Source organism: Polymorphobacter fuscus (assembly GCF_011927825.1).
Lineage (GTDB): Bacteria > Pseudomonadota > Alphaproteobacteria > Sphingomonadales > Sphingomonadaceae > Sandarakinorhabdus > Sandarakinorhabdus fusca.
In genome coordinates this window covers 1970727-1992090 of record NZ_JAATJI010000001.1, presented here as the reverse complement: position 1 = coordinate 1992090, position 21364 = coordinate 1970727, and the positions used below count along the sequence as shown (strand labels likewise).

The 21364-nt window shown below is 67.1% G+C and carries 22 protein-coding genes; 13 read left to right on the top strand and 9 right to left on the bottom strand.

What is annotated here, in order from left to right; translation table 11 throughout:
* Window positions 1–33 precede the first annotated feature (33 nt).
* From katG to GGQ62_RS09395, 3 genes are all read right to left on the bottom strand, one after another.
* Window positions 34–2280 carry a catalase/peroxidase HPI gene (gene katG / locus GGQ62_RS09405; protein ID WP_152577556.1) on the bottom strand — a complete coding sequence of 749 codons (2247 nt, stop codon included), beginning with the start codon at window positions 2278–2280 and terminating at the stop codon, window positions 34–36.
* A 119-nt stretch (window positions 2281–2399) separates the two neighbouring features.
* Window positions 2400–3542: an acyl-CoA dehydrogenase family protein gene (locus GGQ62_RS09400; RefSeq protein ID WP_152577557.1), complete on the bottom strand. Its 1143-nt coding sequence runs from the start codon at window positions 3540–3542 to the stop codon at window positions 2400–2402.
* Window positions 3543–3642: 100 nt separating this feature from the next.
* A complete protein-coding gene (locus GGQ62_RS09395) occupies window positions 3643–4851 on the bottom strand; it encodes an acyl-CoA dehydrogenase family protein (RefSeq protein ID WP_152577558.1) in 1209 nt (402 codons plus the stop codon).
* Between the two features lie 110 nt (window positions 4852–4961).
* Between GGQ62_RS09395 and GGQ62_RS09390 the strand changes: the two genes are divergently transcribed.
* A complete protein-coding gene (locus GGQ62_RS09390) occupies window positions 4962–5183 on the top strand; it encodes a hypothetical protein (RefSeq protein WP_152577559.1) in 222 nt (73 codons plus the stop codon).
* Window positions 5184–5362: 179 nt separating this feature from the next.
* Here the strand turns inward: GGQ62_RS09390 and rpsD are convergent, their stop codons facing one another.
* Entirely contained in the window at window positions 5363–5974 is a 612-nt protein-coding gene (gene rpsD, locus GGQ62_RS09385) for a 30S ribosomal protein S4 (RefSeq protein WP_152577560.1), read from the bottom strand.
* Between the two features lie 220 nt (window positions 5975–6194).
* Here rpsD and rpoZ point away from each other — a divergent pair, with 220 nt between their 5' ends.
* The 4 genes from rpoZ (at window position 6195) to GGQ62_RS09365 (ending at window position 11341) form a co-directional block, all read left to right on the top strand.
* The gene (gene rpoZ, locus GGQ62_RS09380; RefSeq protein WP_152577561.1) at window positions 6195–6536 is read left to right on the top strand and encodes a DNA-directed RNA polymerase subunit omega; all 342 of its coding nucleotides are present in this window, start codon (window positions 6195–6197) and stop codon (window positions 6534–6536) included.
* 245 nt (window positions 6537–6781) lie between these two features.
* Window positions 6782–8884 carry a RelA/SpoT family protein gene (locus tag GGQ62_RS09375; protein WP_152577562.1) on the top strand — a complete coding sequence of 701 codons (2103 nt, stop codon included), beginning with the start codon at window positions 6782–6784 and terminating at the stop codon, window positions 8882–8884.
* Between the two features lie 99 nt (window positions 8885–8983).
* Window positions 8984–10936: a serine hydrolase domain-containing protein gene (locus GGQ62_RS09370; protein ID WP_207790489.1), complete on the top strand. Its 1953-nt coding sequence runs from the start codon at window positions 8984–8986 to the stop codon at window positions 10934–10936.
* Window positions 10937–10951: 15 nt separating this feature from the next.
* Entirely contained in the window at window positions 10952–11341 is a 390-nt protein-coding gene (locus tag GGQ62_RS09365) for a VOC family protein (RefSeq protein ID WP_153401230.1), read from the top strand.
* Window positions 11342–11351: 10 nt separating this feature from the next.
* Here the strand turns inward: GGQ62_RS09365 and GGQ62_RS09360 are convergent, their stop codons facing one another.
* A complete protein-coding gene (locus GGQ62_RS09360) occupies window positions 11352–12293 on the bottom strand; it encodes a CsgG/HfaB family protein (RefSeq protein WP_243446093.1) in 942 nt (313 codons plus the stop codon).
* 157 nt (window positions 12294–12450) lie between these two features.
* On the opposite strand from GGQ62_RS09360, the gene pyrE reads away from it, so the two are divergent.
* The 4 genes from pyrE (at window position 12451) to lepB (ending at window position 15011) form a co-directional block, all read left to right on the top strand.
* Window positions 12451–13032, top strand: a complete 582-nt coding sequence (pyrE, locus tag GGQ62_RS09355) for an orotate phosphoribosyltransferase (protein ID WP_152577565.1) — start codon at window positions 12451–12453, stop codon at window positions 13030–13032.
* Window positions 13029–13775 (top strand): pyridoxine 5'-phosphate synthase, encoded by a 747-nt coding sequence (locus GGQ62_RS09350; protein WP_152577566.1) that lies wholly within the window; start codon window positions 13029–13031, stop codon window positions 13773–13775. Before pyrE ends, GGQ62_RS09350 begins: the two co-directional genes overlap by 4 nt.
* A 76-nt stretch (window positions 13776–13851) precedes the next feature.
* The gene (gene acpS / locus GGQ62_RS09345) at window positions 13852–14199 is read left to right on the top strand and encodes a holo-ACP synthase (protein ID WP_243446136.1); all 348 of its coding nucleotides are present in this window, start codon (window positions 13852–13854) and stop codon (window positions 14197–14199) included.
* The gene (lepB, locus tag GGQ62_RS09340) at window positions 14196–15011 is read left to right on the top strand and encodes a signal peptidase I (RefSeq protein ID WP_152577567.1); all 816 of its coding nucleotides are present in this window, start codon (window positions 14196–14198) and stop codon (window positions 15009–15011) included. The genes acpS and lepB overlap by 4 nt, the downstream gene beginning before the upstream one ends.
* 2 nt (window positions 15012–15013) lie before the next feature.
* Here the strand turns inward: lepB and GGQ62_RS09335 are convergent, their stop codons facing one another.
* A complete protein-coding gene (locus GGQ62_RS09335) occupies window positions 15014–15532 on the bottom strand; it encodes a GNAT family N-acetyltransferase (RefSeq protein WP_152577568.1) in 519 nt (172 codons plus the stop codon).
* A 47-nt stretch (window positions 15533–15579) separates the two neighbouring features.
* Between GGQ62_RS09335 and GGQ62_RS09330 the strand changes: the two genes are divergently transcribed.
* From GGQ62_RS09330 to GGQ62_RS09320, 3 genes are read left to right on the top strand one after another with little or no spacing between them, the layout of a single operon-like run.
* A complete protein-coding gene (locus tag GGQ62_RS09330; RefSeq protein ID WP_207790490.1) occupies window positions 15580–16593 on the top strand; it encodes a phosphotransferase family protein in 1014 nt (337 codons plus the stop codon).
* Complete coding sequence (locus GGQ62_RS09325; RefSeq protein ID WP_152577570.1) at window positions 16590–17786, top strand: acyl-CoA dehydrogenase family protein; 1197 nt, start codon at window positions 16590–16592, stop codon at window positions 17784–17786. The genes GGQ62_RS09330 and GGQ62_RS09325 overlap by 4 nt, the downstream gene beginning before the upstream one ends.
* On the top strand, window positions 17783–18280 hold the full coding sequence (locus GGQ62_RS09320; RefSeq protein ID WP_152577571.1) for an NUDIX hydrolase: 498 nt from the start codon (window positions 17783–17785) through the stop codon (window positions 18278–18280). Before GGQ62_RS09325 ends, GGQ62_RS09320 begins: the two co-directional genes overlap by 4 nt.
* 8 nt (window positions 18281–18288) lie before the next feature.
* Here the strand turns inward: GGQ62_RS09320 and ccmB are convergent, their stop codons facing one another.
* Window positions 18289–18915 carry a heme exporter protein CcmB gene (gene ccmB / locus GGQ62_RS09315; RefSeq protein ID WP_152577572.1) on the bottom strand — a complete coding sequence of 209 codons (627 nt, stop codon included), beginning with the start codon at window positions 18913–18915 and terminating at the stop codon, window positions 18289–18291.
* Complete coding sequence (gene ccmA, locus GGQ62_RS09310; RefSeq protein ID WP_152577573.1) at window positions 18915–19490, bottom strand: heme ABC exporter ATP-binding protein CcmA; 576 nt, start codon at window positions 19488–19490, stop codon at window positions 18915–18917. The genes ccmB and ccmA overlap by 1 nt, the downstream gene beginning before the upstream one ends.
* An 88-nt stretch (window positions 19491–19578) precedes the next feature.
* Here ccmA and ispZ point away from each other — a divergent pair, with 88 nt between their 5' ends.
* The gene (gene ispZ, locus GGQ62_RS09305) at window positions 19579–20178 is read left to right on the top strand and encodes a septation protein IspZ (RefSeq protein ID WP_152577574.1); all 600 of its coding nucleotides are present in this window, start codon (window positions 19579–19581) and stop codon (window positions 20176–20178) included.
* Here ispZ and pspF read toward each other — a convergent pair whose 3' ends face one another.
* A complete protein-coding gene (gene pspF, locus GGQ62_RS09300) occupies window positions 20179–21237 on the bottom strand; it encodes a phage shock protein operon transcriptional activator (protein WP_152577575.1) in 1059 nt (352 codons plus the stop codon).
* Between the last annotated feature and the right edge of the window lie 127 nt (window positions 21238–21364).

The window sequence follows — 21364 nt, the reverse complement described above, 5'->3', positions numbered from 1 at the left end:
GCGATCGGGTCGCGGCCAGGTGCCGGGCTTGCCCTAGTCCGTCGCAGCCGGTTCGGCGATGCCGATGGGCTCGACGCTGTCGGGGTTCTGCGGCCGGTCGAACCGGTCGGCATTCATCACCTTGGTCCAGGCCTTGACGAAGTCGCGGACGAACTTCTCCTCATGGCCCTTTTCGGCATAGACTTCGGCGATCGCGCGCAGCTGGCTGTTCGAACCGAAAATCAGATCGGTCCGCGTTGCCCGCCATTTCTCGTGTCGGCCGCCGCGGTCATAGCCGATGAATTCCTCGTCGGCGCTTTCGTCGACCACCTTCCAGAAGGTGCCGTTGTCGAGCAGGTTGACGAAGAAATCGTTGGTCAGCTGGCCCTTGCGATCGGTGAACACGCCTTCGGGCGCATCCTTGTAATTGGCGCCGAGCACGCGCAGGCCGCCGATCAGCACCGTCATCTCCGGCGCCGACAGCCCGAGCAGCGAGGCACGATCGAGCAGCAACTCCTCGGTCTTCACCGAATGGCGGGTCTTGAGATAGTTGCGAAAGCCATCGGCCAGTGGCTCCATCACGGCAAAGCTGTCAGCGTCGGTCCAATCCTGCACCGCGTCGCCGCGACCGCCGGTGAACGGCACCTCGATGTCGAAACCGGCGTCGCGCGCGGCCTTTTCGACAGCGGCGGTGCCTGCCAGCACGATGGCGTCCGCCACCGACAGACTGCCGCGCAGCGCCTCGATCCGGTCGAGGACTACCGCCAGCTCGGCGGGTTCATTGACGGTCCAGTTCCGCTGGGGATCGAGCCGGAGACGTGCGCCATTGGCGCCGCCCCGATGATCGCTGCGCCGATAGCTCGATGCCGAGGCCCAGGCCGTCTTGACCAGCGCGCCGATGCCAAGGCCCGAGTCCAGGATCTTCGCCTTGAACGCCGCCACATCGGTGTCGGACGGCAGCGTGCCGAGCGGGACCGGATCCTGCCAGATCAGGTCTTCTGCCGGCACTTCGGGCCCCAGATAGCGGACCTTGGGCCCCATGTCGCGGTGGGTCAGCTTGAACCAGGCGCGGGCAAAGGCGTCCTTGAAGGCTTCATGATCGTGGCGGAACTTTTCGGAAATGACGCGGAATTCCGGATCGACCTTCAACGCCATGTCGGCGGTCGTCATCATCGTCGGCACCCGCTTCGACGCGTCATGCGCCGCCGGTGCCATGTCCTCCTCGCGCTGGTCGATCGGCTGCCACTGGTGCGCGCCGGCCGGGCTGCACACCAGTTCGTAATCATAGTCGAGCAGCAGGCGGAAATAATTCTCCGACCATTCGGTGGGCGTGTTGACCCAGGACCCTTCGATGCCGCTGGTGATCGTGTGCTCGCCGAAACCGCTTTCGTGCGCGCTGGCCCAGCCAAGCCCCTGCAAGGCGATATTGGCGCCTTCGGGTGCTGCATCGACAAGGCTCGGGTCGCCGGCGCCGTGCGCCTTGCCGAAGGTGTGGCCGCCCGCCGTCAGTGCCACCGTCTCCTCATGGTTCATCGCCATCCGCTCGAACGTCACCTTGATGTCGCGCGCGGACTGCAGGGCATCGGGGACGCCGCCGGGGCCTTCGGGGTTGACGTAGATCAGCCCCATCTGGATCGCCGCCAACGGATTTTCGAGCTCGAGCTGCTCTTCGGGGATGATCCGCGTCTTGTTGTCGGCATGGCCGACGAACTGCTCCTCCGACCCCCAATAGATGTCGCGCTCGGGCTCGAACACATCGCGGCGGCCACCGCCGAAGCCGAAGATGGGCCCGCCCATCGATTCGATCGCGACATTGCCGGCCAGGATGAACAGATCGGCCCAGCTGATGTTCTGGCCATATTTGCGCTTGATCGGCCACAGCAGGCGGCGCGCCTTGTCGAGGTTGCCGTTGTCGGGCCAGGAATTGAGCGGCGCAAAACGCTGCTGCCCGCTGTTGGCGCCGCCGCGACCATCGGCGGTGCGATAGGTGCCGGCAGCGTGCCACGCCATTCGGATGAACAGGCCGCCGTAATTGCCGTAATCGGCTGGCCACCAGGGCTGGCTGTCGGTCATCAGCGCCGTCAGGTCGGCCTTCAGCGCAGCATAATCGAGGGCGTTGAAGGCGGCGGCATAGTCGAAGTCATCGCCCATCGGATCGGCCGACAGGCCGGCCTGGTTGAGGACATCGAGCGGCAGCGCCTCCGGCCACCAATCCTTGTTGGTACGGCCGAGCAGGGACCGGACCGTGGTCGGCCGTTCCACCGGACAGCCGCCACCGAAATTGTCTGTACGCGCATCCATGACATCTCTCCCAACTGACTGGTCGAAGCTTACGCCCGATCGGATAGTGGCAGAAACGAGTTAATTTCGTCAGACGCGCGAAGGAAATCGATCGCCGCACTCAGTCGAGTGCGGCGACCTCAGCCGATGGTGATGCGTTCATAGCGGCGCAGATGATGGTCGACCGAGCCGAACTGCCCTTCGATCATCGTCGAACGCTTGAAATAATGGCCGACGGCGAGTTCGTTCGAAATGCCGATGCCGCCGTGGATCTGGACGGCGTTCTGGCCGACGAACTTGCACGCCTTGCCGACCTTCGACTTGGCGGCGGACACGGCGGCGGCGCGCTCGGCGGTGTCGAGCTTCAGCGTTGCCATCAGCGTGATGGAGACCGCCTGTTCGACTTCCATGAACATGTCGACCAGCCGATGCTGGATGACCTGGAAATCGCCGATGGCCTTGCCGAACTGCTTGCGCTGCTTGGCATAGTCGAGCGTGGTGGCGTGCAACACGCGGGTGACGCCGCACGCTTCGGCGCAAATGGCCGCGGTGGCCTCATCGACGATCTGTTCGACGAGCGGCAGCGCCGTGCCTTCGCCGCCGATCCGCTGTTCGGCGCCCACCGCGACATTTTCGAAATAGACCTCCGAAGCGGCTGAGCCATCGACCGTGGGATAGTCGCGGCGCGAGACGCCCTTGGCGTCGGCGGGGATGAGGAACAGCGAGACGCCGTCCTGGTCGCGCTGGTCGCCGCCGGTGCGGGCGGTGACGAGCAGGTGCGTCGCATAGGGCGCCGAATAGACCACCGATTTGTGGCCGCTCAGCAGATAGCCGGCGCCGTCCTTTTTCGCCGTCGTGCGCAGGTCGGCGAGATTGTAGCGGCCCTGGGGTTCGGCATAGGCAAAGGCGATGACGGCGGTGCCGGCAATGATCTCGGGGATAACGGCGTCGGCCAGGTCGCCGCCGGTCGCCTTCAGCGCGCCACCGGCGATGACGACGGTCGGCAGATAGGGTTCGATCACCAGCGCGCGGCCGATCTCCTCCATGACGATCATGTTTTCGACAGCGCCGCCGCCAAGACCGCCATGCGCTTCGGCAAAGGGCGCGCCGAGGATGCCGAGTTCCTCGGCAAAGGCCTTCCAGACGGCAGGGTTCCAGCCGGCACCGCCGGCGACATCACCATGCACGGTCTTCATGCGGTTATCGAAGCTGTAGGTGTCGGCGAGGTAGCGCGCGACCGTGTCGCGCAGCATCGTCTGTTCGTCGGTGGTGTTGAAATCCATGGTGCGTCTCCCCGGCGCTTCTGGTGAGCGCCATATGTACAAAGCACAATGCCGGCGGGGGGTGTCGCACCCCACGCCGGCCGCGTGTCGCAGTCCGAATTTAAAGCCCCAGCACCATCTTCGCGATGATGTTCCGCTGGATCTCGTTCGACCCGCCATAGATGCTGGTCTTGCGCATGTTGAAATAGGTCGGCGCGGTCCGGTGGGTATAATCGGGGCCGATCGGGTGCTCGTTGTCGCCTTCGCCGAAGCCGCGGAAATAGGGAGCGCCGTAATGGCCCGCGGCTTCCAGCGCCAGTTCGGTGATGCGCTGCTGGATCTCGGTGCCCTTGATCTTGAGCAGCGACGATTCGGGCCCCGGGCCCTTGCCCGACGATTCGCCAGCCAGCGTGCGCAGCTCGGTGAATTCCAGCGCCGACAGGTCGACCTCCAGCTCGGCGATCTTGCGCTTGAAGAACGGGTTCTGGATCAGCTGCTCGCCTTCGTCGAGTTCGGAACGGGCGATGGTCTTGATCCGCTCGACCCCGCGCTTGGAGGCGGCGACGCCGGCGATGCCGGTGCGTTCATGGGCGAGCAGGAACTTGGCGCAGGTCCAGCCCTTGTTCTCCTCATAGATGCGCTGGTCAACCGGGACGATGACATCCTCCAGCCAGACCTCGTTGACCTCATGCTCGCCGCCCAGGGTGATGATCGGGCGCACGGTGATGCCGGGCGATTTCATGTCGATGAGCAGGAAGGAAATGCCCTCCTGCGCCTTGGCCGTGGGGTTGGTGCGCACGAGGAAGAAGCCCCAGTCGGCGTGCTGCGCCATCGTCGTCCAGGTCTTCTGGCCGTTGACGCGGTAATATTCCTTGCCGTCGTCGCCGGTGAAGCGCTCCGCCTTGGTGCGCAGGTTGGCGAGGTCCGACCCGGCGCCCGGCTCCGAATAGCCCTGGCACCACCAGACATCGCCCGACAGGATGCCGGGGAGGAAGCGGTCCTTCTGTTCCTGGGTGCCGAAGGTGTAGATGACCGGACCGACCATCGACAGGCCGAAGGGCATCAGGCGGATGGCGTCGGCGCGCGCCGTTTCCTCCGACCAGATGTAGCGCTGGACGCTCGTCCAGCCGGTGCCGCCGTACTGGACGGGCCAGGCCGGCGCGATCCAGCCCTTCTGGGCAAGGACCTTGTGCCAGCTGAGAAAATCTTCCTTGGAAAGCTCCTCGCCCTCCTCGATCTTGCCGTTAAGGTGCGGCGGATAGCTGTCCTTGATGAAGGCGCGGACTTCGTCGCGAAAGGCGATATCCTCAGCCGAGAAACTCAGGTCCATGAACGCTCTCCCCAGATGCGATAGTGGTTTACGTTCACGTTAAGCGTGATTCGAATGGGGGGCAAGCGGTGCCACTTGTCGCGCGACGTTTCGGCCCCATATGCGCGGCCATGCTCAACATCCTCTCGATCATCATCGGCCTCGGCGCGCTCCTGCTGCTGGTGCCGGCCTTTCTGCCGCTGCTGGGCTGGGCCAACTGGGGCATCATCCCGGTGGCCGCCGTCGGCCTGGCGCTGGGCGCGATGTCGAGCAGCAATGCCGGGCGGAATCTCAACATCGTGGTGATCGTGATCGGCGTGCTGCGGCTGATGCTGGGCGGCGGGATCTTTTAGGCGCTGCCGGCAGGGGGCCAAAAAGAGGCCTGCGTGGAACAAAAAAATACCCGGGCAAAGCCCGGGCAGCCTGCCCCGGACTTGATCCGGGGTCGGACGAGTCCGGCGGGGAAACCCCGCCGTCTCGCCGTCCGGCCTCTGGCGAGTCGGTGCGCAGCAGATGCTGCGCACGCGCCGCCTTATCGGCTGTAAAATTCGACGACCAGGTTGGGTTCCATCTTCACCGGATAGGGCACTTCGTCGAGCGTCGGGACGCGGACATAGGTGGCCTTGGGGCCTTCGATGGTGACATATTCGGGCACTTCGCGCTCGGTCAGGCCCTGGGCTTCGATGACCAGTGCCATGTCCTTGGCCTTGGCGCCGAGTTCGACGGTGTCGCCGGGCTTGATCCGCGCCGAAGCGATGTTGCAGCGCTTGCCGTTGACGATGATATGGCCATGGTTGACGATCTGGCGGGCCGCGAAGATCGTCGGCGCGAACTTGGCGCGATAGACGACCATGTCGAGACGCTGTTCAAGCAGGCCGATGAGGTTCTGCGAGGTATCGCCCTTCATCTGCACCGCGGCGGCATAGGTGGCGCGGAACTGCTTTTCGGTGACGTCGCCGTAATAGCCCTTGAGCTTCTGCTTGGCCTTGAGCTGGATGCCGTAGTCCGACACCTTGCTCTTGCGGCGCTGGCCGTGCTGGCCGGGGCCGTATTCACGCTTGTTGACCGGCGACTTGGGGCGACCCCAGATGTTCTCGCCCATGCGGCGATCGAGCTTGTACTTGCTGTTCTGGCGCTTCGACATGTCTTGCTTTCATTTGCAGGCCCGACCATTCGGGCTGAAACCCCGGCCTCGCACCGACCGCCCTTGAAAGCGGCCGCGGCGCCTGCTTCACCGGGGGTGCAGGGCCAATTGCGAAGCGGCGGCGATTAGACGAAGGACGGGCCTGGGTCAAGTGTTTGCTTGACTTTTGGCGGGGTTTGCCACAATTGCCGCGCTTCCCGAAATCGGAAAGTTCTGCCCCATGGCACGCGTTACCGTCGAAGATTGCGTCGACAAGATCCCCAACCGGTTCGACCTGGTGCTGTTCGCCGCCACCCGCGCCCGCGCCATTTCGTCGGGCGCCGAAATCACCGTCGACCGCGACCGTGACAAGAACCCCGTCGTCGCGCTGCGCGAGATCGCCGAGGAAGAAATCAAGCCCGCCGACCTGAAGGAAGCGCTGATCGCTTCGATGCGGCGTGTGGTCGAGAATGAGGACGATACACCCGATGCGATCGGGTCGCTGTCGGCATCGGCCGAGGCGTTGCGGATCACCGCCGCGCAGCCGCCGCGGAACCAGAATCTCGGGCCGGATTACGAATAAACGCGGCAGCGAATAGCGAAGCTATTCGCCGACTCGCGTTTATTCCGGCCGGCGGGGCGTTCCGACTCGCGGAACGAACCCGCCCGACGCGTGGGCTTTGCCCACGCCCCGCCTTCCTTGCTGCCTTCCTCCCTTGCTTTCTTTCTCTCCAACCCCGGGCCGCGCGTCGCGCGTCTCGCAATCTCTATCCGGCGGGTCGAGGTTAAGTGGTTGCGTGTGTGCGCCCCGCACACCACACTCGTGCCATGCTCCGCCAGTATGAACTCGTCGAACGCGTCAAGGCCTATGATCCCGATGCGGACGAGGATCTGCTGAACCGCGCCTATGTGTTTTCGATGAAGGCGCATGGCAGCCAATTGCGGGCCAGTGGCGACCCCTATTTCAGCCATCCGATCGAAGTCGCCGGCATCCTGACCGAATTGAAGCTCGATGCCGAAACGATCGCCACCGGCATCCTGCACGACACCATCGAGGATACCGTCGCCACCCAGGAACAGATCATCGCCCTGTTCGGGACCAATGTCGGGCGGCTGGTCGACGGCGTCACCAAATTGTCGAAGATCGAGGCGCAGACCGACAGCGAACGCCAGGCCGAAAACCTGCGCAAGTTCCTGCTCGCCATGTCGAACGACATCCGCGTCCTGCTGGTCAAGCTCGCCGACCGGCTGCACAACATGCGGACGCTGCACTTCATCAAGTCGGAGGACAAGCGCCGCCGCATCGCCCGCGAGACCATGGACATCTATGCGCCGCTGGCCGAGCGCATCGGCATGTACGGCTTCATGGACGAACTGCAGGAGCTGGCGTTCCGGCAACTGGAGCCCGACGCCCATGCCACGATCGCGGCACGGCTCGCCAAGCTGCGCGAAGGCGGCGGTGACACGGTGGCGCGCATCGCATCGGGGATGAAGCTGCTGCTGGCGCAAAAGGGCATCGATGCCGAGGTGACGGGGCGCGAAAAACGGCCGTTCTCGATCTGGCGCAAGATGCAGGGGCGCGGCGCCGCGTTCGAAACCCTGTCGGACGTCATGGCCTTCCGGGTCATCGTCGCCGACACCGCCGACTGCTACCGGGCGCTGGGGACGGTGCACACGCGCTGGCCGATGGTGCCGGGCCGGTTCAAGGACTTCATCTCGACGCCCAAGCGCAACGGCTACAAGTCGATCCACACCACCGTGCTGCACAGCGAGAATTCGCGCATCGAGGTGCAGATCCGCACGCGGCTGATGCACGAGGAGGCCGAATTCGGCCTGGCGGCGCACTGGGCCTACAAGCAGGGCGGCGACGGTGCCAAGGCGCGCGAGGCCTATCCCTGGCTCGACGACCTTCTCGAAGTGCTCCACGACGCCGCCAGCCCCGAGGAGCTGCTGGAAAATGCCCGGCTGGCGATGTTCCAGGACCAGGTGTTCGCATTCACGCCGAAGGGCGCACTCCACCAGCTGCCGCGCAATTCGACGCCGGTGGATTTCGCCTATGCGGTCCATTCGGATCTGGGTGACAGCTGCATCGGCGCCAAGGTCAACGGCCGCATCGTGCCGCTGCGGACAAAGCTGGCGAATGGCGACCAGGTCGAGATCATGCGATCGAAGATCAAGGCGCCCGACCCGGCATGGGAAGGTTTTGTCGTGTCGGCCAAGGCCCGCGCCGCGATCCGCCGCCATGTGCGGCAAAAGGCGTTGCAGGAAAGCCAGGCAATGGGCAGCAAGCTACTCGAATCGCTGGCATTGCGGCTCGGCATCGGGCTCGGCGACGACATGATGGGGCCGGCGCTCGGGCGGTTGAAGCTGGCCGACCGCGCGGCGCTGGAACTTGCCATGGCGCGCAACCAGTTGACCGACGCACAGGTGTCGGAAGCCCTGGTGCCGGGATCGACGGCGGGCAAGAAGCCGCGGCGCATGCGCGGCAAGCCGGGCCCGGCGGCGGTGGTGATCAGCGGCATGACGGCCGGCGTGGCGTTCGAGCTCGGCGCCTGCCATCCGGTGCCGGGGGACCGGATCGTCGGCATCCGCCATCCCGACCAGCCGATCATGATCCACACCATCGATTGCGCCAGCCTTGCCGACGAAGCGGGTGAATGGGTGGAAGTGTCCTGGGGTCCGGAAAGCGATGGCGCCACGGCGCGGCTGGCGATCGTCGTCCACAACCAGCCGGGGTCTTTGGCATCGCTGGCGGCGTCGCTGGCGGCCCACCATGCCAATATCGTCAACCTGTCGCTCAAGCATCGCGACCGCGAATTTCACACCGATGTCGTCGATATCGAAGTCGAGGACCTGAAACATCTGACCGCCATCATCGGCGCGCTGCGACAGGTGAAGGCGGTCGTCTCCGTGGAGCGGATGCGCGGATAAGGTTGTCCGGTTGCGAACGGCACCGGAATGACGATAAAATTAACCGGGGATTCCGGGGGACTGACGATGCGCATCCTGTTTGCCACGGCCTGCACAGCCATGATGACGGCATCGGCCCTGACTCCAGCGGCGGCACTGGCGGCGCCGGTCGCGGCAGATACCGCCGGCAAGACAGCGGCCGGAACCGCCTTCATCCAGCCGACCGGGTTCGATCGCGTCGACAAGGGCGCGGTGACCGAAATCCAGGCCCCCGAGGCGGATACGCGCGTCGCGATCGTCGAGGTCGGCGCGGCGGCCGATGCCGCGGCGGCGGCCAAGGCGGCGTGGGGGCAATGGCCCGGCCATGCGATGCCGCCGGTGCGGCTGGAAACGGCGCGCCCGGCGAAGGATGGCTGGGATGCGCGCGCCGTGTTCGGTTACGACACGCCGCCCAACGCCCGGCGTGCGGTCCAGGCGGTCGCACTGCGCCACGGCAGCAGCTGGACGGTGCTGTTGTTCGATGGCGCCGAGGCGACGGGGGAAAAGCGCGGCGCGGCGCTGGGCCTGGTCAGCCAGAGCCTGCGCCCGGCCGGTTACACAAGGGAGAGTTTTGCCGGCAGGACGGCGCTGCCGCTGACACCGGAGCGGGTCGAGGCGTTGAAGGCCTTTGTGCGCGACGGCATGGCGGCGCTCGACGTGCCGGGCGTCGGGCTGGCCTTCATCGAAAATGGCAAGGTGGTCTGGGAAGGCGGGCTCGGCGTGCGGTCGCTGGCGACCCGGCAGCCGGTCGACGAACACACCAATTTCATGATCGCTTCGAACACCAAGTCGATGGCGACGATGCTGCTCGCCGAACTCGCCGACGCCGGCAAATTGACCTGGGACACGCCGGTCACCAAGGTTTACCCCGCCTTTCGCCTCGGCGATGATGCGACGACGGCGGCGACGCAGATTCGTCATCTTGTGTGCGCCTGCACCGGCCTGCCGCGCAAGGACATGGAATGGCTGTTCGCCACCACCGCCCAGACGCCGGCGAGCGACACCTTCCGGCAGCTGGCGGCGACCCAGCCGACGAGCAGGTTCGGCGAGGCGTTCCAGTACAACAATCTGATGGCGTCGGCGGCGGGCTATGTCGCGGCGAACCTGTTCTATCCCGGCATGGAAGTCGGCGCCGGCTTCGACAAGGCCGTGGGCGAGCATATCTGGGCGCCGGTCGGCATGACCGATTCGACGATGGCGTTCGACCGTGCGCTCGCCGGCAACCATGCCAGCCCGCACGCTGTCGATCTCGACGGCAAGGCCGTCGTCAGCGTCGCCGGCGCGGACGTCAACCGCACCATCGCGCCGTTCCGCCCGGCGGGCGGCGCCTGGTCGTCGGCGCATGACATGATCCGTTATGTCGGGCTGGAGCTGGCCGGCGGCAAGCTGCCCGACGGCAAGCAACTCGTGTCACAAAAGAACCTGTTCGAGCGGCGCGCGCGCGGCGTGCCGACCGGGCAGGACCGCTGGTACGGTATGGGGCTGGAAGAGGACATGGCCTGGGGCGTGCCGATCATCCACCATGGCGGTGACCTTCTGGGCTTTCACAGCGACATGATGTGGCTGCCGCAGGCCGGTGTCGGTGCCGTCATCCTGACCAATGGCGATGACGGTTATGCGCTGCGCCGGCCGCTGATGCGGCGCCTGGTCGAGATTCTGTATGACGGCAAGCCCGAAGCGGTCGCCGATGTGGCCGCCGCCGCGACGCGCACCCGGGCCGAAGTCGCAGAGTTCCGCGGCCGGGTGACGCAGCCGGCCGACCCGGCGGCGACCGCGGCGCTCGCCGTCCGGTACAGCAATCCCGAACTGGGGCCGCTGACCGTCACCCGGCGCGGCGACAAGGTCGATTTCGCCTTCACCGCCTGGCACAGCGAGATGCTGACGCACGTCAACACCGACAGGACAATCAGCTTCCTGACCGTGACACCGGGGCTGACCGGGCTCGATTTCGTCGTCGGCGGCAGCGGTGGCAAGCGCACGTTGACAATGCGCGACGCCCAGCACGAATATGTGTTCACCGAAGCGGGTGGCTGACGAAAGGCGATCGCGATGGATACTCCCAGCCTGATGAGCCATGTCTCGGTCGGTGTTGCCGACCTGGACCGGGCCAGCCGCTTCTATGACGCGGTGCTGGCCACGCTGGGTGCGCGGCGGATCGTCGATGAAGCCTTTGGCATCGCCTATGGCCGGCAGTTCCCGGAATTCTGGATCGGCCGGCCGCACGATGGCCAGCCCCCCGTGGCGGGCAATGGCGCGCATTTCGCCTTTCTCGCCGCCGATCGCGGGCAGGTCACGGCCTTCCACGCCGCCGCGCTGGCAGCCGGCGGCAGCGACGACGGCGCCCCCGGCCCCCGGCCGCATTATGGCGCCGAATATTACGGCGCCTTCGCGCGCGACCCGGACGGCAACAAGATCGAGGCGATGGTCTGGGAGGGGTAGGCCCGCCCGGTCAGCGCGCGACCGCGAGCGCGACCTCGCTGACCCAGCCCTTGCTGCCCAGCTCGTCCTCGACTTCCCAGAAGCCGCCCTGCTTCTTGCCGGTCGGATAGAGCATGGCGCCGGCATCGAGCGGCTTCAGGACCTTGGTGTTGGTGGCGGGGCCGGTGAACATGCGGCCGGCATTCTTCATGGCGACGGCGCGTTCGGCCTGCGGCCCGGCGATGGCTTCGCTCATGCCGCCGAGATCGTTGACCAGCTTGGTATAGGCATCGAGATAGGCCAGCGCGACGACCTGGCCGATTTCGGTATTGTCATAGCCGCTGGCGCCACCGGCGCCGAGGAAGCCGCCAGAAAACAGCCCGCCGCCACCGCCCCAGCCCAGATCGGACTTCTTCGACTGGCCCTCGGCGACGAATTCCTCCGACGACTTGTTGTTGACGACGTTGAGGATGACGTTGGCGGACTTTTTCTTGATGCTGATGCCGCTGGCCAGCGCGCCGAAGCCGCCGGGCAGGAAACCGCCGACAAGGCCGCCGATGTTGAGGCCGCCCTTGTTGTTGTTGCTGGTCACGATGTCGGGGATGACGGTGAAATCGGCTTCGACCATCTGGCCCTTGCCGAAGCTGCCGCCGCGCCGGGTTTCGCCGCCGGCGGCAAGCGCGCGTTCCTGCTGCATCGCCGCCATGCCGCGATTGCTGCGGTTGACGAGGCGGAAGCACTTCGATTTCTGGACATAGACGCGGATCAGCGCCTCGGGCGAGCTGAGCCCCAGTTCCGTCCACCAGCGGTTGGTGTTTTCCGGTTCGGACAGCGCCAGCGTGCCGATCGGACGGGCACAGACGGGAAGTTCGGCGACCTTGGCGGCGCGGTCGTTCTCGATCTCCTTGCCGGCCTTGGACTTCATCTGTGCCGTGGCCGGCATCGCGGTGACCGCCATCGCGATGACAGCCAAGGCTGCGCCGTTCCGAATCAATGCCCGCATGTTCCGCTCCCCCAATGAACCGCGGCTCTTTACAGAAATGCAATGCGGCAGGAAAGCCGATTTCAGGGGGGTCGGCGCGCCGATTTGCTCGCTTTGCCCGCGGCCGCTGCGATGCTAAGCGCCGACCATGACCGACGATGACATCCTTGCCGAATTCCGTGCTGCCGAAGCCTTGCTGGAAGGCCATTTCATCCTGTCGTCCGGCTTGCGGAGTTCGCGCTATCTGCAATGCGCGCGGGTGCTGATGGACCCGGCGCGCGCGGCGCGGCTGGCGACCGCACTGGCGGCGAAGATCCCGGCGGACGTGAGGGCGCGGGTCGATGTGGTGGTCGCGCCGGCGATGGGTGGGCTGATCTGCGGGCATGAACTGGCGCGGGCGTTGGGCGTGCTGTCGATGTTCGTCGAGCGGCCGACGGGGACGTTCGAACTGCGCCGGGGCTTCCGGCTGGAACCGGGGCAGACCGTGCTGCTGATGGAAGATGTCGTGACGACGGGCCTGTCCTCGCGTGAGGCGATCGCGGCCGTGCAGGCGGCCGGCGGCGCGGTCATCCATGCAGCGTCGCTGGTCGACCGGTCGAACGGCACGGCCGATCTGGGCGTGCCGTTCACGCCGCTGATCCGGCTCGATGTGCCGAGCTATTCCGCCGACGCGCTGCCGCCCGAACTGGCGGCAATTCCGGCGGTCAAGCCAGGGAGCCGGGCAGCGTGAACCACCTCAGACCCGATCGATTGAGACTGGGCGTCAACATCGACCATGTCGCCACCATCCGCAACGCCCGCGGCGGGCTGCACCCCGATCCGGTGCGCGCGGCGCTGATGGCGGCCGAAGCCGGCGCCGATGGCATCACGGCGCATCTGCGCGAGGATCGGCGGCACATCACCGATGCCGATCTCGACGCGCTGGTCGGCAGCATCAGCCTGCCGCTCAACCTGGAAATGGCGGCGACCGATGAAATGCTCGGCATCGCCCTGGCGCATCGGCCCCATGCCGCGTGCATCGTTCCGGAACGCCGGGCGGAACGGACAACGGAGGGCGGGCTCGATGCGGCGGGCCAGCACAATTCGCTGGCACCGATCGTGGCGCGGCTGCGGGATGCCGGTATCCGGGTCAGCCTGTTCGTCGCGCCCGAGCGTCACCAGCTCGATGCCGCGGCCAAACTCGGCGCGCCGGTGGTCGAACTGCACACCGGGCCATACAGCCACGCCGTCACCGACGCGGAGGTGGCGGCGGAACTGGCGCGGTTGCGCATCGCGGCCGAACATGGCGCGGCGCTGGGGCTGGAGATCCACGCCGGCCATGGGCTGACCTATGACAATGTCGCCCCTGTCGCGGCAATGCCGCAACTGGCGGAACTCAACATCGGGCATTTCCTCATCGGCGAGGCGGTCTTCACCGGGCTGGGCCCCGCGATCGCGCGGATGCGGGCCGCCATGGACGCGGCGCGGGCCTGACGTGAACATCCCGCCGGGCCTGCTTGTCCTCGGCCTCGGGTCGGACCTGTGCAACATCACCCGCATCGAAGCCAGCATGGCGCGCTTCGGGGACCGGTTTCTCGATCGGCTGTTCACCGATGTCGAACGCGCCAAGGCCGACCGGCGGCAGCTGACGCGCGCTGCCACCTATGCCAAGCGCTTTGCCGCCAAGGAAGCGTGCGCCAAGGCGCTGGGCACCGGCTTTCGCCGCGGCGTGTTCTGGCGCGACATGGGGGTCGTCAACCTGCCGTCGGGCGCGCCGACGCTGGCGCTGACCGGCGGCGCCGCGGCAAGACTGGCGGAGATCACGCCAGCGGGCTATACGCCGGCCATTCATCTGACGATAACCGACGACCATCCCTGGGCGCAGGCCATCGTGCTGATCACAGCGAGTTCCCAATGAGCGAAGCAACAGCCGTGGCGAAAAAGCCGACAAACTGGGCGCACGAGATCTGGCAGCTGTTCCTGCTGGTGCTCGCCGTGCTTGCGGTCCATTCGCTCGTTGCCAAGCCCTTCTTCATCCCGTCGGGGTCGATGCTGCCGTCGCTGCTGATCGGCGACCGGCTGATCGTGTCGAAATTCCCCTATGGCTATTCCTATCTGTCGCCGTCGATCAACATCCTTCCCGAAATCCCGGGGCGCATCTTCGGGCGGCTGCCGGAACGCGGTGATGTCGCGGTCATCAAGGCGCCGCGCGACAAGGTCGACTATATCAAGCGCGTCATCGGTCTTCCCGGCGACACGGTGCAGATGAAGAACGGCCAGCTGTGGCTCAACGGTGCCCCGGTGTCGCGCGTGCGCGTTGCCGATACCGAAATCCCGGTGTCGCCGAACAGCGATTGCGTGTCGCCGATCGACGCCCGGTTCCGCACCACCAACGCCGCCGGCGAACCGGTGTGCAAGCTGCCGACCTATCGCGAGACGATGCCCGGCGGGCGCAGCTATCTGACGCTCGATCTCGCCGACACGCCGCAGGACAACACCGATCCGATGATCGTGCCCGAAGGCCATATCTTCCTGATGGGCGACAATCGCGACAACAGCGAGGACAGCCGTTTCGACCCGCTGATCGGCGGGTTGGGCATGCTGCCGATCGAAAATCTCGTCGGCCGGGCGGAGTTCCTGACCTTTTCGCTCGACGGATCGACCAGCCTCAACCCGACGACCTGGGTGAGCGCGCTGCGGCAGGGGCGGTTCTTCAAGACGATCGAATAGGGTCAGCCGAACCGATATTCCCACAGCCCCGTGGGCGCGTCCTTGTAGCGGCCATCGGCGAAGTGGCGAAAGCCGCAGCGCCGCGCCACCGCCTGCGACGCGGCGTTTTCCGGATTGATCATCGCCACGGTGCGCGCGAAGCGGCCGTTGCCCCAGGCCAGCGCCGCCGCGACCGCTTCGCTGGCGAACCCCTGGCCCTGGGCAGCGACGGTCAGCCCCCAGCCGATTTCGGGATCGCCGTCGAAACCGTCAACGCCGGTGCGCCGCGCCTCCAGATAGCCGATGTCGCCGACATAGGCGCCGGTGTCGCGCCGGCGGACGCACCAGAAACCATGGCCGAGCAGCGCCCAATTGCCGGCATAGCGCAGCAGCCGCGCCCAGCTTTCCTCGGCATTGCTGGGCACGCCGCCGAGCAGCCGGACGACCCGGGCGTCCCCCCACAGGGCGCAAAGATCACCGAAATCGGCAACGCGGTGCGGCGCCATGGTCAGCCGGGGGGTGGTGAGGATGCGGTCCTCCATGGGAAGTTTATAGAAGGCCGCCGCCGGCCATGCTAGCGGCGGTGGCGATGGACGATGATCGTGACGCCCTTGCCGCCTGGCTGCCGGCGCAGGGGCTGGCCATGGTGCCGGGCAGCGGGCTGGTGCCGCTGTCGGGCGGCATCGCCAATCGCAACGACCGGATCGAATTGACGACGGGCCCGGCCGTTTTGCGGCGGCCGCCGCCGGGGGTGCTGGCGACCGGCGCCAGCGACATGGCGCGGGAATGGCGCGTCGTGTCGGCGCTGGCGCCGCATTTCCCGCTGGTGCCGCGCGGGCTGGCCTTTTGTCCCGACGCGGACGTGCTGGGGACGCCGTTTCTGGTCATCGAACATCGCCCCGGCATCGCGGTCGGCGCTGCCCTGCCGCGCGGCGCCGACATCGCGGCGCTGGTCGGCGCGACTCTGGGCCAGATGGTGGCGCTGCACGCGCTGGCGCCGGAGGCGGTGGGCCTGGGCAATCTGGGCAGGCCCGAAGGCTTTTATGCGCGCCAGCTGGTCGGCTGGGCGCAGCGCGCGGCCACGGTCTGGCCGGACGGCCTGCCCGGCGCCGCAGCGGCGCTGATCGGCGCGCTGGAAAATGCGCCCGCGCCTTTGGACGCGGCGCCGGTGCTGCTGCACATGGATTTGAAGCCCGACAATCTGCTGGTCGACCCGGTGACGATGGCGCCGCTGGCGATGATCGACTGGGACATGGCCACCCGCGGGCCGCGCGGTTTCGACCTGGCGATCCTGCTGTCCTACTGGATCGAACGGGGCGATCCGGTGGCGGTGCACGCCCTGCAGGCGGTGCCCTCGCTGACGCCCGGCGCGCCGGGGCGGACGGCGATTGCGGCGCAGTACGCGGCAATGGGCGGCATCGACCCGGGGCCGCTGGCCTGGCCGGTGGCGCTGGCGCGGCTGCGCCTGGCGGTGGCGTGGATGCAGCTTTATCGAAAATGGCAGCGCGGCGAGATGGCGAGCGACCGCTATGCGGGCTTCGATGCACTGGCGCAGGCGATCCTGCGCCAGGCGCTCGACCAGTTCAGCAAGGGACGCATATGACCGATTTCACCATGGCGCCGGACACCGTAGCGCTCGCGCGGCGGGTGCGCGACTTCGTCATCGACAAGATCATCCCGTTCGAAAAGGACCCGCGGCTGACCCAGCACGGCCCGACCGATGGCTTGCGCGACGAGCTGGTGGCGCTGGCCCGCGCCGAAGGGCTGCTGACGCCGCAGGCGCCGGTCGCCCTCGGCGGCATGGGGTTCGACCATGCGACACAGGCGGCGGTGTTCGAGGCGGCGGGCTGGTCCACGCTGGGTCCGGTGGCGATGAACTGCGCGGCGCCCGACGAGGGCAACATGTATCTGCTCGGCCGCATCGCGCGGCCCGACCAGGTCGAACAGTTCCTGCGCCCGATGGTGGCCGGCGACCGCCGCTCGGTATTCGCGATGACCGAGCCCGGCGGCGCCGGCAGCGACCCGAGCCAGTTGCAGACGACGGCGGTGTTCAACGGCAATGATTACGAGATTTCCGGGCTGAAATGGCTGATCACCGGTGCCAATGGTGCCAGGACCTGGATCATCATGGCGCGGGTGCCGGAAAATCCCCATGGCCCATCCGGGCCGACATTGTTCCTGTGCGAAGGCGATACGCCGGGAATCCACATCGAACGTGTCATGGATTCGATGGACCGCAACTATGTCGAAGGCCATGCCGTGGTGCGCTTCGAAGGCTTGCGGCTGGGGCCGACCCAGGTGCTGGGGGAGGTCGGCAGCGCGCTGCGCTATGCCCAGATGCGGCTGGCGCCGGCGCGGCTGACGCACTGCATGCGCTGGCTGGGCGCGGCGGCGCGGGCGCAGCATATCGCGCTGGAACACGCCCGGGTCCGGACCGCCTTCGGCAAGCCGCTGGTCGAGCACCAGGGCGTCAACTTCATGCTGGCGGACAATGAAATCGCCATGCACCAGTGCCGGCTGGCGATCCGCCACACCGCCTGGCTGCTCGACCAGGACGTGCGGGCGCGGCACGAAAGCAGCATCGTCAAGGCGTTCGTTTCCGAGGAATTGTTCAAGGTTGCCGATCGCTGCGTGCAGATATTGGGCGGCATCGGCGTGACCGGCGAAACGGTGGTGGAAATGATCTTTCGCGACATGCGCGGCTTCCGGCTTTACGACGGCCCCACCGAAGTCCACAAATTCGCCATCGCCACGCAGTTGCTGCGCACCGGCACGGCATTCGCGGAGCCGACATGACACTGGAATGGCAGGGCAAATATCTCGAGGTCCGCAAGCAAGACACCTGGGAATATGCGGCCCGCGTCGGGGCGATGGGGGCCGCGGTCATCCTCGCCATCACTGACGCCCGCGAGATCGTGCTGGTCGAACAATATCGCGTCGCCCATGGCCGGCGCAGCATCGAATTGCCGGCCGGCCTGATCGGCGACACCGACGCCGATGATACCGGCGCAGCGGCCGCGGCACGCGAATTGCAGGAGGAAACCGGCTTCGACGCGGCGACATGGGAGGAGGTCGGCGCCTTCGCCACCTCGCCGGGTATGTCGTCGGAAATGTTCACCCTGTTCCGGGCGCGCGGGTTGACGCGCACCGGGCCGGGCGGCGGGGTCGATGGCGAGGATATCACCGTCCATGTCGTGCCACTGGCGGGGCTGGCGGATTTTCTCGGGCAACAGCGGCAGGCCGGGCGGGTGATCGATTGCCGCCTCGTCGTGGCGCTGGGGCTGGTCTGACCCTTTGGTCAGTCCTGTTTCAGGGCAGCGGCGGCGGCAAAGGGGCTGACGGCAAGGGCGACGAGGCTGGCGGCGGCAAGCAGCTTCAGGGCGCCCGGCGCATCGGCGCCGACGCCGAAGATCAGGATGGGCAGCGCCAGCGGCAGCACGATGAGCCCGGCAAGCGCGCCGCCGCCGCGCAAGGTCGCGGTCAGCGCCGCAGCCACAGTGCCGAGCGCCGCCAGCGCCGGCGTGCCGAGCAGCAGTGCCAGCGCCAGCCGGCGCGCGGCGGCGCCATCCATGCCCAGCAGCACGGCGGCGACGGGCAGGGCGGCGATCAGCGGCACGGCAAAGCCCAGCCAATGCGCGAGGATGCGGGCCGCCACGACCATCTCCATGGCGATGCCGCGCGATGCCAGCTGGTCGATGGTGCCATCCTCGACATCGGGCGCGATGAGGGTTTCGACCGGCAGCAGCGCCGCCAGCAGCGCCGCCACCCAGACGACGCCGGGGGCGATGCGCGCCAGCAGCCGGGCATCGGGACCGACGGCGAAGGGGAACAGCGCGGCGACGAGGACGAAGAACATCACCGGCATCCACAGCGCCGGGGAGCGCGCGATGAGCGTCAGGTCGCGGCGGATGAGCAGCCAGAACATCAGCCGAGCCGCAGCGTGGCGGGGGCCGCAAGGCCGATGTCGCCATGGACGGCGGCGACGACCATGCCGCCTGCCGCGCGGTGGCCGGCCATGGCATCGGCCAGCAGCGCCGACGACGCGGTGTCGAGCCCGGCGGTGGGTTCGTCGAGCAGCCACAGCGCCGCGCCGCTGGCGATGACACGGGCCAGCCCGGCGCGGCGGCGCTGGCCGGAGGACAGGTGGCGGCACGGGACATCGGCAAGCCCGGCCACATTGACCGCAGCCATGGCTGCCGGCAGCCGGGCCAGGCCGCCATCGAGGCGGGCCCAATGGGCAAGTTCGGCGCCAAGCGTCATGGCCGGTTTGAGCGCTGCGTCATGGCCGAGATAGCCACGGGCGCCGCCGCCATCGATGGTGCCTTCGGCAGGGGCCAGCAGCCCGGCGAGGATGCGGAGCAGGCTCGATTTGCCGCTGCCATTGGGGCCTTCCAGCGTCAGCGCAGCGCCGGGTTCGACGCGGAACGACAGACCGCTGAACAACAGCCGGTCGCCGCGCCGGCAGGCAAGATCGGTGACGGTGAGCGGGTCGGGTGGCACGCGGCGGACGCTAGCGTGGCGGATGGGGGGTGCAAGCGGAGAATGGCACCGGTTCCGCAAAAGCCCGAAAGCCTTTATAGCGACAGCGATGTCCCAGCCTGTTCCCGAACCCGCACCCCGCCCGCAGCTTTCGACCGGCCTCAACCTGGCGGTCAACTATGGCCCCCTGCTGCTGTTCTTCGTCGCCAACAAGTTCGGCGACCTGTTCATCGCGACGGGCGTGTTCATGGCGGCGATGGTCGTCGCCGTCGGGGTTTCGTGGTGGAAGATCCGCCATGTGCCGCCGATGCTGCTGCTGACCTTTGCCATCGTGCTGGTCTTCGGCGGGCTGACGCTGTGGCTGCAGGACGAAACCTTCATCAAGCTCAAGCCGACACTGATCTACGGCATTTTCGCTGCGCTGCTGTTCTTCGGGCTGGCGACGGGACGGCCGACGCTGAAGCTGGTGATGGATGGCGCGCTGCCCGGAATCGATGCCGCCGGCTGGACCAAGCTGACACGCAACTGGGCGCTGTTCTTCGTGGCGATGATGGTCGCCAACGAAGTGGCGCGGCGGATGCTGACCACGGACCAGTGGGTCAGTTTCAAGGTCTGGGGGGTCACGCTGGCGTTCTTCGTCTTTGCCCTTGCACAGGCGCCGTTGATGACGCGGCACGGGCTGAACCTGGGCGACGAGCCCAAGCCCTGATCAGTCGCCGCCGGGTTCGGCGCCCAGCATGTTGTGGCGTTTCAGGGCATGGCGGAGCTGGTCGTAGGTCAGCGCGAGCGCGGTTGCGGTGCGGCGCTGGTTGTGGCGGCAGCGCTCGAGCGCGGCGATGAGGATGCCGCGTTCATAGGCATGGACGGCGGCGCGCAGGTCGCTGACGCTGGTCAACGACGGGGACGGCAGCGCGGCGGTTTCGGCGATGGGATCGATGCTCGGCCGGTCTTCGGCGGCGGCCGCAAGCGCGGTGCCGGGCAGCGGCGCGGGCCGCCAGGGGGATTCGAACGGGTCGAGGATGATGCGTCCGATGGGGGTTTCGCCATCGGCCCAGCGGTAGAGCGAGCGTTCGACGACATTCTTCAGTTCGCGGACATTGCCGGGCCAGGGGTGCGAATCGAGCAGCGTCCGGGCCCTGGCCGCGAAACCCGGAAAGCGCGCCCAGCCAAGCTCGGCGGCCATGCGGCGGGCGAAGTGCAGCGCCAGCGCCTCGATGTCCTCCGCGCGTTCCCGCAAGGGGGGCAGGGTGATGACTTCAAAGCTCAGCCGGTCGAGCAGATCGGCGCGGAAGCGGCCGCGGTCGACCAGCCGCGGCAGGTCCTCGTTGGTGGCGCCGACCAGCCGGACATCGACGCTGATGGCGCGGTTGGAACCGATGCGGGTGAGTTCGCCATATTCGACGACGCGCAGCAGGCGTTCCTGCGCCGCCGGGGACAGGGTGGCGATTTCGTCGAGGAACAGCGTGCCGCCATCGGCGTCCTCGAATCGGCCGGCGCGCGCCCGCTGGGCGCCGGTGAAGGCGCCGGCTTCGTAACCGAACAATTCGGCGTCGATGAGGTTTTCGGGCAGCGCCGCGCAGTTGATCGAGATCAGCGGCGCACCCCAGCGCGGGGACAGCCGGTGGAGGCGTTCGGCGATCAACTCCTTGCCGGTGCCGCGTTCACCGATGACCAGCACCGGGCGGTTGAGCGCCGCCGCCGCCGAGGCGCGTTCGACGGCATCGAGGAAGATCGAGGACGAGCCGATCAGGGCGGCGGGTTTGGCCATGCCGGGAGTTAGTGCGATTTCCCAAAAAATCGCAAGTTATCTCGTTCCGGCCCAAAACAAATCCAACCGACACAAGTGATTCCAACAAGTTGCGAACGGCGCGCCACTTGGCACGGGATATGCATTG

Bases quoted from the DNA above. Each gene is read 5' to 3' on its own strand.
- rpoZ (WP_152577561.1), top strand. From the start codon at position 6,195: ATGGCACGCGTTACCGTCGAAGATTGCGTCGACAAGATCCCCAACCGG.
- pspF (WP_152577575.1), bottom strand. From the start codon at position 21,237: ATGGCCAAACCCGCCGCCCTGATCGGCTCGTCCTCGATCTTCCTCGAT.
- GGQ62_RS09325 (WP_152577570.1), top strand. From the start codon at position 16,590: ATGACCGATTTCACCATGGCGCCGGACACCGTAGCGCTCGCGCGGCGG.
- GGQ62_RS09365 (WP_153401230.1), top strand. From the start codon at position 10,952: ATGGATACTCCCAGCCTGATGAGCCATGTCTCGGTCGGTGTTGCCGAC.
- GGQ62_RS09370 (WP_207790489.1), top strand. From the start codon at position 8,984: ATGATGACGGCATCGGCCCTGACTCCAGCGGCGGCACTGGCGGCGCCG.
- pyrE (WP_152577565.1), top strand. From the start codon at position 12,451: ATGACCGACGATGACATCCTTGCCGAATTCCGTGCTGCCGAAGCCTTG.
- acpS (WP_243446136.1), top strand. From the start codon at position 13,852: ATGGCGCGCTTCGGGGACCGGTTTCTCGATCGGCTGTTCACCGATGTC.
- ccmB (WP_152577572.1), bottom strand. From the start codon at position 18,915: ATGTTCTGGCTGCTCATCCGCCGCGACCTGACGCTCATCGCGCGCTCC.
- GGQ62_RS09320 (WP_152577571.1), top strand. From the start codon at position 17,783: ATGACACTGGAATGGCAGGGCAAATATCTCGAGGTCCGCAAGCAAGAC.
- rpsD (WP_152577560.1), bottom strand. From the start codon at position 5,974: ATGTCGAAGCGCCAGAACAGCAAGTACAAGCTCGATCGCCGCATGGGC.
- lepB (WP_152577567.1), top strand. From the start codon at position 14,196: ATGAGCGAAGCAACAGCCGTGGCGAAAAAGCCGACAAACTGGGCGCAC.
- GGQ62_RS09330 (WP_207790490.1), top strand. From the start codon at position 15,580: ATGGACGATGATCGTGACGCCCTTGCCGCCTGGCTGCCGGCGCAGGGG.
- GGQ62_RS09335 (WP_152577568.1), bottom strand. From the start codon at position 15,532: ATGGAGGACCGCATCCTCACCACCCCCCGGCTGACCATGGCGCCGCAC.
- GGQ62_RS09390 (WP_152577559.1), top strand. From the start codon at position 4,962: ATGCTCAACATCCTCTCGATCATCATCGGCCTCGGCGCGCTCCTGCTG.
- GGQ62_RS09375 (WP_152577562.1), top strand. From the start codon at position 6,782: ATGCTCCGCCAGTATGAACTCGTCGAACGCGTCAAGGCCTATGATCCC.
- ispZ (WP_152577574.1), top strand. From the start codon at position 19,579: ATGTCCCAGCCTGTTCCCGAACCCGCACCCCGCCCGCAGCTTTCGACC.
- katG (WP_152577556.1), bottom strand. From the start codon at position 2,280: ATGGATGCGCGTACAGACAATTTCGGTGGCGGCTGTCCGGTGGAACGG.
- GGQ62_RS09400 (WP_152577557.1), bottom strand. From the start codon at position 3,542: ATGGATTTCAACACCACCGACGAACAGACGATGCTGCGCGACACGGTC.
- GGQ62_RS09395 (WP_152577558.1), bottom strand. From the start codon at position 4,851: ATGGACCTGAGTTTCTCGGCTGAGGATATCGCCTTTCGCGACGAAGTC.